Origin of the sequence: Streptomyces blattellae (assembly GCF_009709555.1) — a bacterium.
In the GTDB taxonomy this organism is placed as follows: Bacteria; Actinomycetota; Actinomycetes; order Streptomycetales; family Streptomycetaceae; genus Streptomyces; species Streptomyces blattellae.
Map to the genome: position 1 here is coordinate 25,616 of NZ_WJBG01000135.1, position 10,197 is coordinate 35,812.

A 10,197-nucleotide genomic window follows, 5' to 3' on the forward strand; every position below is an offset into this window, starting at 1 on the left:
CGCCCCTCATCGAGGCGCTGACGCGCCGCCCCTATTGGACTGCCGATAGTGTGGTCGCTCGTCCGAGACACCTCGCTGCCCCCAGGGGGCACAGGTGTCCACCGCAGTCCATCGAACCGGGGCCCGTACCTCGATGTCCGTGCACAGCCATACGGCAGCCCACCAAGGCGTAGCTGCCACGGCGGCGTTCGACCCGACCCGCCCGCCCGAGTTCCCGCGTCATGTAGTGACGGCGGTGCTCGTCTCCCATGACGGCGCCCGCTGGCTGCCGGACGCGCTCGCCGGGCTGCTCGGCCAGGAGCGCCCCGTTCAGTACGCCATGGCGGCCGACACCGGCAGCGCGGACCACTCGGCCCAGTTGCTCACCGACGCCCTCGGCGCCGACCGCGTGCTGCACCTCGCCCGTCGCACCGGCTTCGGTCAGGCCGTCGAGGAGGCGGGCCGCACCGCCCCCGTCCTCACCCCGGACGAGCTGCCCTACCTGAAGCGCCCGAGCGGCTGGGACCCCGTCACGCGCACCTGGCGCGACGACGCGTACGACATGCCCGAACTCCCTTACGGGGAGCCCGTGCACTGGCTGTGGCTGCTGCACGACGACTGCGCTCCGGAACCGGACGCCCTGGCCCAGCTGCTGCGCGTCGTGGAGAACGAGCACGAGCTCGGCCGCGACGACATCGCCGTCGTAGGCCCCAAGCTCCGCGGCTGGTACGACCGCCGGCAACTGCTGGAGGTCGGCGTCACCATCGCCAACTCCGGCCGCCGCTGGACCGGACTGGACCGCCGTGAACAGGACCAGGGCCAGCACGACCACGTCCGGTCCGTGCTGTCGGTGTCCACCGCCGGGATGCTCGTGCGAAGCGATGTCTTCGAGCAGCTCGGCGGGTTCGACCGCCGACTGCCCCTGATGCGCGACGACGTCGACCTGTGCTGGCGTGCCCAGGCCGCCGGCCACCGCGTCCTCGTCGCCCCCGAGGCGGTCGTACGACATGCCGAGGCGGCCTCCCGTGAGCGCCGCACCGTCGACTGCGTGGGCCGTACGTCGGCCTCCCCGCACAAGGTCGACAAGGCCGGCGCCGCGTACACGCTGCTGGTCAACACGCGGACGGCCGCACTGCCCTGGGTCCTGGTGCGGCTGGTGCTGGGCACCCTGCTGCGGACCGTCGCCTACCTCGTCGGCAAGGTGCCCGGGCAGGCCGTCGACGAGATCCGGGGTCTGCTGGGTGTGCTGCTGCGGCCCGAGCGGATCATCGCCGGACGGCGCAGGCGGGGCAGCTCGCAGATCGAGAAGGACGAGCTGCGAGCGCTGTTCCCCCCGCCCGGCGCGACCGTGCGGGCCACCTTCGAACAGGCCGCGGGCAGCTTCCTGCGCGACACCGACCCCGAGACCTCCGCCGGTGCCGGGCGGCACGGCAGCGCGATCGAGTCCGGGCCCGGCGGGGACGACGCGGACTTCCTGGAGATAGAGCAGTTCGCGCGCCTGAAGCGCATCGCCCGCAACCCCGGCCCGATGCTGTTCCTGGTGCTGCTGTTCGTCTCGCTCGTCGCCTGCCGCCAACTGCTCGGCGGCGGCGCGCTGGCGGGTGGCGCCCTGCTGCCCGCCCCGGCTGACGCGAGCGAGCTGTGGTCGCGTTACCTGGACTCCTGGCATGCGGTGGGCGCGGGCGGCACAGGGTCCGCGCCGCCCTATCTCGCCTTCGTCGCCCTGCTGGCCTCCGCGCTGTTCGGCTCCACCGGGTTCGCGGTCACGGTTCTGCTGGTCTGCTCGGTGCCGCTGGCCGGGTTCACCGCGTACTTCGCCTCCCGCCCGCTCGTCGAGTCGCGGCTGCTGCGCGCCTGGGCGGCCGTCGTCTACGCCTTCCTGCCCGCCGCCACCGGTGCGCTCGCCGGCGGCCGCATCGGCACGGCCGTCCTCGCGATCCTGCTGCCGCTCCTCGCGCGCGCGGGCATCGCGGCCAGCGGACTGGCGAACACCTCAGGGGCGTCCGGCAGTTGGCGTGCCACCTGGGCGTACGCCCTGCTGCTGACCGTCACCACCGCGTTCACGCCGATCGTGTGGCCCATCGCGCTGGTCCTCGGCATCGGCGTGCCGGCCATGCGCCGCGCCGACATCACCGCCCACGGCCTGCGCCTCCTGGCCCAGCTCGGCACCCCCCTGCTGGTGCTCGCGCCCTGGTCGCTGACGCTGCTCCCGTCCGGCTTCTTCGCGGAAGCCGGTCTGGAGTACGCCGCCTCGTCCGCGTCCGCCACCGACCTGCTCGGCGCCAGCCCCGGCGGGCCGGGCACGGTCGACGGGCTGATGCTCATCGGCATCGTGCTGGCCGCGCTGGCCGCCCTGATGCGCTCCCACCGTCAGTTCGGGATCTGGACGGCCTGGGCCGTGGCCCTGGTGGGCCTCGTCTTCGCGGTCCTGTCCAACAGCTCCACCTGGGCCGGCCCGGCGACCCTCGTCTACGGCATCGCCCTCCTCGCCGCCGCCGCGCTCGGCGCCGACGGGGCACGCGCGCGTGTCGCCGAGCAGAGCTTCGGCTGGCGTCAGCCGGTGGCCGTGCTGATCGCCTTCGCCTCCGCCGCGGGCCCGCTGCTCGTCGCCGCCGGCTGGATGATCGGCGGCGCCGACGGGCCGTTGGAGCGGCGCGACCCGGTGCAGGTGCCCGCGTTCGTCGCCGAGGAGAGCAGCACCCGCGACCAGGCCCGCACCCTCGTCCTCGACAGCGACTCCGCGGCCCACGTCGGCTACATGCTCGTCCGGGGTTCCGGGGCACGGATGGGTGACGGCGAACTGGCCGCGGCGGACGGCGAGAACGCCGCGCTCGACAAGGTCGTCGCCAACCTCGTCGCCGGCTCAGGCGCCGATCAGGCCGACCAGCTCGGGAAGTTCGCCGTGCGCTATGTCCTCGTCCACCAGGGGGCGCCGCGCGAGGTGACCCGTGTGCTGGATGCCACGCCGGGGCTGTCCCGGCTGAGCCAGCAGGACAGCGGGGCGCTGTGGCGGGTCGACCAGCAGGTCTCGCGGGCGGCGATAGTCTCCGAGGCGGGCTCCGCGGACGCGCGGTCCGTCGCCGCCGGGCCCGTGGAGATCCACACCACGATCCAGGCCGGCGCGGAGGGAAGGATCCTGCGGCTCGCCGACACCGCCGACGAGGGCTGGACGGCCACCCTGGACGGCAGGCCGCTGACCCGCAAGACGGTCGACGGATGGGCCCAGGGCTTCGAACTCCCCGCCTCCGGCGGGCAGCTGGACGTCACTTTCGAGACGCCGATCACCCACACCGCCTGGCTGTGGGCGCAGGGCTTCCTCGCCGTCGTCCTCGTCGTCATGGCCCTGCCCGGCCGTCGCCGGGACATCGACGACGACCTCCCGGAGGAGCCGGTGGCCGTCCCGGCCGAGGCCGTGTCCGGCGAGGGCCGCCGCGCCCGGCGCCTGCGCGCCCAGGTGGAGGCCGAAGAGGCGGACCAGACCGGGGAGTTCCCGCCTCCTGGGCAGGAGGAGTCCCCGGCAGCGATTCCGCAGCAGCCGTCGTACGGCGTGGGGATGCCCCCGGGCGAGGACGTTCCAGCCTGGGGAAGCGAGTCCGCCGACGCGAACTACGCGGGCGTCCAGTACGGCGGCTATGACGGCGAGCAGTACCAGGGCGGCGCCCAGCAGCAGTACCCGGACGGGGCGTACGGCCGGCAGTACCCCGCGGACCCGTACCAGAACGGGCAGTACGACCCTTACGCGTACGGCGGTTCGTCCCAGCCGGGGTCCTACGACCAGCAGACGTACGCGCAGGCCACATACGAGCAGGGCCAGGACGGGACCTACCACCAGGGCTACGACGCGACGTACGACCCGGCGCAGCCGTACCCGAACGGCAGTGAGCGCCCCGACAGGAGTCAGCAGTGAACCGCACCACCCTGTCCCTGATCGCCGGCGCCACCGCCCTCGCCGCCATCACCGGACTCGCCGCGCTGACCGCGCCGGAGGCGACCGGCACGGACACCGTGAAGGCGGCGGCCGAACTGCCCGTGGAGCGCACGAGTCTGCTGTGCCCGGCGCCGAGCACATCGGACCTCGCCGAGACGTCGTACACGTCCTTCACGCCCGTCACGAAGGGCGCGGACGACGGCGGTTCGGCGGAACTGCAGTCCGCGGCAGAGGAGCAGGCCGGGGGCGAGGAGAACGGCGAGAAGGCCGACAAGCCCGTCCTGGAGCCGAAGGAACCCGGGACGCCGGTCACCGGGGATGTCTCCGGCGCCGACTCGCCGGCGCTGGTGGGCACGGCCGAGGGGAAGTTCGCGTCCGGGTGGACCGTGCAGGAGACCACGGAGGTCGACGCGGGTACCGGGCGGGGGCTGCAGGGAGTCAACTGCTCCGCGCCGGACACGGAGTTCTGGTTCCCCGGGGCCAGCACGGTGGCGGACCGTACCGACTATGTGCATCTGACCAATCCCGACGACTCCGCCGCGGTTGTCGACATCGAGCTGTACGGCAAGGACGGGTCCCTGGAGTCGAGCGCGGGGGAGGACATCACGGTTCAGCCGCACTCCACTGAGCCGGTGCTGCTGTCGACGCTCACCGAGGACCAGGAGACCGACGTCACCGTGCATGTGAATGTGCGCAGCGGACGGGTGGGCGCGGCCGTGCAGGCGCTGGACGACAAGCTCGGCGGCGACTGGCTGTCCGCGACCACGGATCCGGCGAGCAGCCTGGTCCTGCCCGGCATCCCGAAGGACGCCACGGAGGTGCGGCTGATCGCCTTCACGCCCGGTGACACAGACGCCGACCTCAGGGTGCGGCTGGCCTCTCCGTCCGGGCTGATCACACCGGCCGGGAACGAGACGATGCACGTGAAGGCGGGCATGACGACGGCGGTCGACCTGGGCGATGTCACGCGCGGGGAGGCGGGCTCGCTGGTGCTGACGCCGACCGACAGTTCCGTACCGGTCGTGGCCGCCGTACGGGTCGTACGGGGCAAGAGTGCCAAGCAGGAGACGGCGTTCATCCCGGCGACGAACCCGGTCGGCACGCGCGCGACGGTGGCCGGCAACACGGAGAAGGGCTCCACGCTGGCTCTGACCGCACCCACCGGCACCGCGGAGGTCAAGGTCACCGCGTCCGCGGGCAGCGAGGGGGGAACGGCGGTGTCGAAGACGTACACGATCAAGTCCGGTACGACACAGGACGTTGAGGCGCCGGTGCCGACCGGTCTGAAAGGCACGTACGCGCTGACGGTGGAGACGGTCTCGGGAGCGCCGGTGTACGGGTCCCGGACGCTGGCGAGGACGACGGACGGCGTTCCCGCCTTCACGGTCCAGACCCTGCCCGACGACCGGGGCATGGTGTCGGTGCCGGAGGCGGACGAGGACCTGGCGGTGCTGCAGGAGTAGGGCCGGCGGCCCCTTCCGGTTCAGTCCTCGCCGTACCGCGGATCCACCGTCTCCGGGGTCAGCCCGAGCAGTTCGGCGACCTGTTCCACGACGACCTCGTGGACCAGCGCGGCCCGCTCGTCGCGCCCCTTCGTGCGGATCTCCACCGGTCGCCGGTAGACGACCACCCGCGCCGGGCCCCCCTCGCGCGCGGGGATCGTGCCGCCGAGCGGGACCGCCTCGTCGTTCCAGGCCTGCCCGGGGCCGTCGAGGCGTGGTACCTCAAGGACGAGGAAATCGATGTCGGCGAGCTGCGGCCACCGTCGTTCGAGGCGCTCCACGGAGTCCTGCACCAGGTCGGCGAACGCCTCGGCACGGCTTGCCGCCAGCGGCACCTGCGGCGGTGCGATCGGGCCGCGCATGCCCCGGCCGTGGCGATCACGACGGCGGGGGCCGGAGCCGGCGGCAGGAGGTGGTACGGGCTTGTCCATCACTGGTGAAGCGTAGTCCTCGCCCGAGCCGGGTGCTCCGTTCCCACGCGGCGCCGGGCCGCCCGTACGGCATGTCGGCAGATGACCATTCCAGCCAAGGTTGGGCTCGATTCCGCATCTCTCCGAGAGAGTCGATCTCGGGGCAATTGATGGGGTATGTGTCGAGTGGTGGCCGGATATGGGCTCGCCCTCATGTTCGGAAAGCGATGTCCATGCAGGTCAGAGCGGTGCGTTCAGAGAGGCTGGTGGTGCGTTTCACAACACGACACGGTGGAGTGACCTGGGGGAGAGTCGTCGCGGCCCGCTCAAGAGTGCGGTACCGTCCAACGTCGTGAGCCCTGTACGTCGCTGTTCGCGAACCGCTTGCGGCCGACCCGCCGTTGCGACGCTGACGTACGTCTACGCCGACTCGACCGCGGTCCTCGGCCCGCTCGCCACCTACGCCGAACCCCACTGTTACGACCTGTGCGCCGAGCACTCCGAGCGCCTCACCGCACCCCGCGGCTGGGAGGTCGTACGACTTCTGGACGGCTCGGCTCCGGCCCGGCCCAGCGGCGACGATCTGGAAGCGCTTGCCAACGCCGTGCGCGAGGCGGCCCGGCCGCAGCAGCGTGCCGCGGAGGCCGGCGGCGGCGGTGGCCGTGGGGCCGACCCCATGGAGGTCGGCCGGCGGGGGCATCTGCGGGTGCTGCGCTCTCCGGACAGCTGACGCCGACCGGCGCGGTCGGCTTCGACCGGTTTTCGCGTGGTGCGTTTCCGTGCCGGTCCCGTGCCTGCCCCGTGTGCGTCCTCTGTGCGTTCCTTGAGCGTTCTTTGTGCGTTCTTTGTGCGTTTCGGTGAGCGGCGTACGCCCATTGACGCGATGTTGTTGCGGACACGACCATTCCCGGAGCCCGTGAGAAATCGCTTTCGCATGGCGGAATCCGGGAGGCGCCCGTGTACGTCCAGGAACTGGAACCCGTCGTCGACTCGCTCGGTCTGTCCGCCCTCGTGGCGGCCCTGCCCCTGGTGATCGTCCTCGTCCTGCTCGGCGGCGTCCGCATGAAGGCACATCTGGCGGGCCTCACGGGCCTTGCGGCGGCCGCTCTGGTCGCCTCGCTCGCGTACGGCATGCCGCCGGACCAGACGGCCTCCAGCGCCGTCCAGGGCGCCGTGTTCGGCTTCTTCCCGATTCTGTGGATCGTCGTCAACGCCCTCTGGGTGTACCGGATGACCGTCCGCACCCGCCATTTCGACATCCTGCGGCGGTCGTTCGGGCGGCTGTCCGACGACCCGCGCATCCAGGCACTCGTGGTCGCCTTCTGCTTCGGTGCCCTGCTGGAGGCGCTCGCCGGGTTCGGCGCACCCGTCGCCATCTGCTCGGTCATGCTCGTCGCACTCGGCTTCGAACCGGTGCGCGCGGCCGTCGTCGCTCTGGTCGCCAACACCGCCCCCGTGGCCTTCGGCGCGATGGGCACACCGGTCGTGACGCTCGCTCAAGTCACCGGCCTGCCACTGGACTCGGTGGCTTCCGTGGTGGGGCGTCAGACGCCGCTGCTGGCGCTCGTCGTGCCGCTCGTGCTGGTGTTCCTGGTGGATGGACGGCGCGGGCTGCGGGAGACCTGGGTACCCGCGCTGGTGTGCGGAATCGCCTTCGCCGCCGGGCAGTTCATCGCCTCCAACTACGTCTCCGCACAACTCGCCGACATCGGCGCCGCCTTGCTCGGCTCGGGTGCCCTGGTCGCCGTACCGCACGCGCGCGTGCCCGCCGCCGAGTCCGTGCGCGCCTCCGTGCTGACCGGCGTGCGCAGCGAGGACCTGGACGTGGCGGATCCGCGGCCCGAAGTCGCCCGTGCCTACGCCCCGTACGCACTGATCGTCGCCATCTTCTCCGTCGCCCAGATCCCGGCGGTCAAGGACTGGCTGGCCGAGGCGACACAGACGTACGACTGGCCCTTCCTGGACGTCGTCGGCCCGGACGGCGATCCGGTCGGGGGCAACGTCTTCACCTGGCCGTTCGTCTCCACCGGCGGGACCCTCGTACTGCTGGCCGGTATGTGCACCGCGGTCGTTCTCGGGGTGCACGCGCGCGTGGCGGTCAAGGAGTGGGCCGCCACCGTGCACGAACTGCGGTTCGCGATCCTGACCGTGACGTCCGTGCTGGCGCTCGCGTACGTCATGAACCTCTCCGGACAGGCGGCCACCATCGGCCACTTCGTGGCGGCGGCCGGGGCCGGGCTCGCTTTCCTGTCGCCGGTGCTCGGCTGGTTCGGCGTCGCCGTCTCCGGATCGGACACCTCGGCCAACGCGCTCTTCGGCGCCCTCCAGGTGACCGCGGCCCGGGAGTCGGGGCTGTCGCCCGAGTTGCTGGCCGCCGCCAACAGTTCGGGCGGTGTCCTCGGCAAGATGATCTCGCCGCAGAACCTCGCCATCGCCTGTGCGGCCGTCGGACTCGCGGGCCGCGAAGGGGACATCCTGCGCAAGGTGCTGCCCTGGAGTGCGGGGCTGCTGATGGTGATGTGCCTGATCGTGGTCGGCCAGAGTTCACCGGTGCTGGCCTGGATGCTGCCCTGACCTCAGGTTGCGCCCGGGAGTCCACCCGACCTCCGTGCAGCGCATTGTCAGTGGGTACGGGTAGCTTGTGGTGACCGATAGGACTTTCAGGAGGGTTGGCCGTGTCTGCTGATCTGTCGCAGCTCGTCAAGGCGTACGACGTGCGCGGGGTGGTTCCGGACCAATGGGACGAACCGCTGGCCGAGCTGTTCGGGGCCGCCTTCGTCCAGGTGGCCGGGGCGAGCGCGATCGTGATCGGGCACGACATGCGGCCCTCGTCCCCCGGGCTGTCGGGCGCCTTCGCGCGCGGTGCGGCGGCGCGCGGTGCCGACGTGACCGAGATCGGCCTGTGCTCCACCGACCAGCTGTACTACGCGTCCGGCGCGTTCGACCTGCCGGGCGCCATGTTCACCGCCTCGCACAACCCGGCCCAGTACAACGGCATCAAGATGTGCCGGGCGGGCGCGGCCCCGGTCGGCCAGGACACCGGGCTCGCCGAGATCCGGCAGCTGGTCGAGGGCTGGCTGGACTCGGGCGCCCCCGAACCGGTCGGGACGCCGGGGACGGTCACGCAGCGGGAGACGTTGGAGGACTACGCGGCGCACCTCCGCTCCCTCGCCGACCTGACCTCCATCCGCCCGCTGAAGGTCGTCGTCGACGCCGGCAACGGCATGGGCGGGCACACCGTGCCCACGGTCTTCGCCGGCCTGCCCCTGACCCTGGTGCCGATGTACTTCGAGCTGGACGGCACGTTCCCGAACCACGAGGCGAACCCGCTTGACCCGGCGAACATCGTCGACCTCCAGAAGCGAGTCCGCGACGAGTCCGCCGACCTCGGCATCGCCTTCGACGGTGACGCCGACCGCTGCTTCGTCGTCGACGAGCACGGCGACCCGGTCTCCCCGTCCGCCATCACCGCCCTGGTCGCCTCCCGCGAGCTGGCCAAGCACGGCGGCAAGGGCGTGATCATCCACAACCTGATCACGTCCTGGTCGGTCCCGGAGGTCGTGAAGGAGAACGGCGGCACGCCCGTCCGCACCCGCGTGGGCCACTCCTTCATCAAGGCCGAGATGGCCAAGTCCGGCGCGATCTTCGGCGGTGAGCACTCCGCCCACTACTACTTCGCCGACTTCTGGAACGCCGACACGGGCATGCTCGCCGCCCTCCACGTCCTCGCCGCCCTCGGTGGCCAGGACGGCCCCCTCTCCGCCCTCGTCGCCCAGTACGACCGCTACGTCGGCTCCGGCGAGATCAACTCCACCGTCGACGACCAGACCGCCCGCCTCGCCGCGATCCGCTCCGCCTACGAGGGCCGCGAAGGCGTGACCCTCGACGACCTCGACGGCCTCACCATCACCTCCACCGACTGGTGGTTCAACGTCCGCCCCTCCAACACCGAGCCCCTCCTCCGCCTCAACGCCGAGGCCCGCGACGAGGCAACGATGACGAAGGTGCGCGACGAAGCACTGGAGATCATCAGAGGCTGACCCCATGCGGACCGCCGCCGACGCCGCGCGGCCCAGTTTCAGCCGCTCCGGTGTCAGGGGGCCGAGTGCGTCCGGGCCCTGCCCAGGTGCGTAGAGGTGGGGCACGGCGACCGCACAACGCCGTCCCGAGCCCGCACCCGCTGGGGCGGCGGCTCCCTTCGAACGCGGGTCACCACCTTTCATCCCGCCCGACGCCCGAGCCCGGCCAACGCCGTTCCGAGCCCCCGACTCCTTGAAGAGCGCCCGCTTCTGACCGCTGGCCGGCGTCATTGAGCCCGCCGGGGTGGCTGGGGCTGGGTAGTGCTGTCCCGCCCCTCTGACTCCTTGGGGGTGCCCGC

General features: G+C 72.0%; 6 protein-coding genes. 5 read left to right on the forward strand and 1 reads right to left on the reverse strand.

The features are described from left to right. Positions 1-133 precede the first annotated feature (133 nt). Both GFH49_RS14145 and GFH49_RS14150 read left to right on the forward strand, forming a co-directional pair. Positions 134-3,886, forward strand: a complete 3,753-nt coding sequence (locus GFH49_RS14145; RefSeq protein ID WP_155056232.1) for a glycosyltransferase family 2 protein — start codon at positions 134-136, stop codon at positions 3,884-3,886. Beyond that, positions 3,883-5,370, forward strand: coding sequence for a DUF5719 family protein (locus GFH49_RS14150; protein WP_155056228.1), 1,488 nt, complete (start codon positions 3,883-3,885; stop codon positions 5,368-5,370). The genes GFH49_RS14145 and GFH49_RS14150 overlap by 4 nt, the downstream gene beginning before the upstream one ends. A 20-nt stretch (positions 5,371-5,390) precedes the next feature. Here the strand turns inward: GFH49_RS14150 and GFH49_RS14155 are convergent, their stop codons facing one another. Continuing rightward, positions 5,391-5,840 (reverse strand): metallopeptidase family protein, encoded by a 450-nt coding sequence (locus GFH49_RS14155; RefSeq protein ID WP_155056233.1) that lies wholly within the window; start codon positions 5,838-5,840, stop codon positions 5,391-5,393. A gap of 331 nt (positions 5,841-6,171) precedes the next feature. Between GFH49_RS14155 and GFH49_RS14160 the strand changes: the two genes are divergently transcribed. From GFH49_RS14160 to GFH49_RS14170, 3 genes are all read left to right on the forward strand, one after another. Then, positions 6,172-6,549, forward strand: coding sequence for a DUF3499 domain-containing protein (locus GFH49_RS14160; protein ID WP_408055907.1), 378 nt, complete (start codon positions 6,172-6,174; stop codon positions 6,547-6,549). 227 nt (positions 6,550-6,776) lie between these two features. Continuing rightward, positions 6,777-8,393 carry an L-lactate permease gene (locus tag GFH49_RS14165; RefSeq protein WP_155056229.1) on the forward strand — a complete coding sequence of 539 codons (1,617 nt, stop codon included), beginning with the start codon at positions 6,777-6,779 and terminating at the stop codon, positions 8,391-8,393. A gap of 101 nt (positions 8,394-8,494) precedes the next feature. Continuing rightward, positions 8,495-9,859, forward strand: coding sequence for a phosphomannomutase/phosphoglucomutase (locus tag GFH49_RS14170; RefSeq protein WP_155056230.1), 1,365 nt, complete (start codon positions 8,495-8,497; stop codon positions 9,857-9,859). Positions 9,860-10,197: the final 338 nt, after the last annotated feature.

Excerpts from the sequence above, each read along its gene's own strand:
- GFH49_RS14155 (WP_155056233.1), bottom strand. The coding sequence starts at position 5,840 with ATGGACAAGCCCGTACCACCTCCTGCCGCCGGCTCCGGCCCCCGCCGT.
- GFH49_RS14145 (WP_155056232.1), top strand. The coding sequence starts at position 134 with ATGTCCGTGCACAGCCATACGGCAGCCCACCAAGGCGTAGCTGCCACG.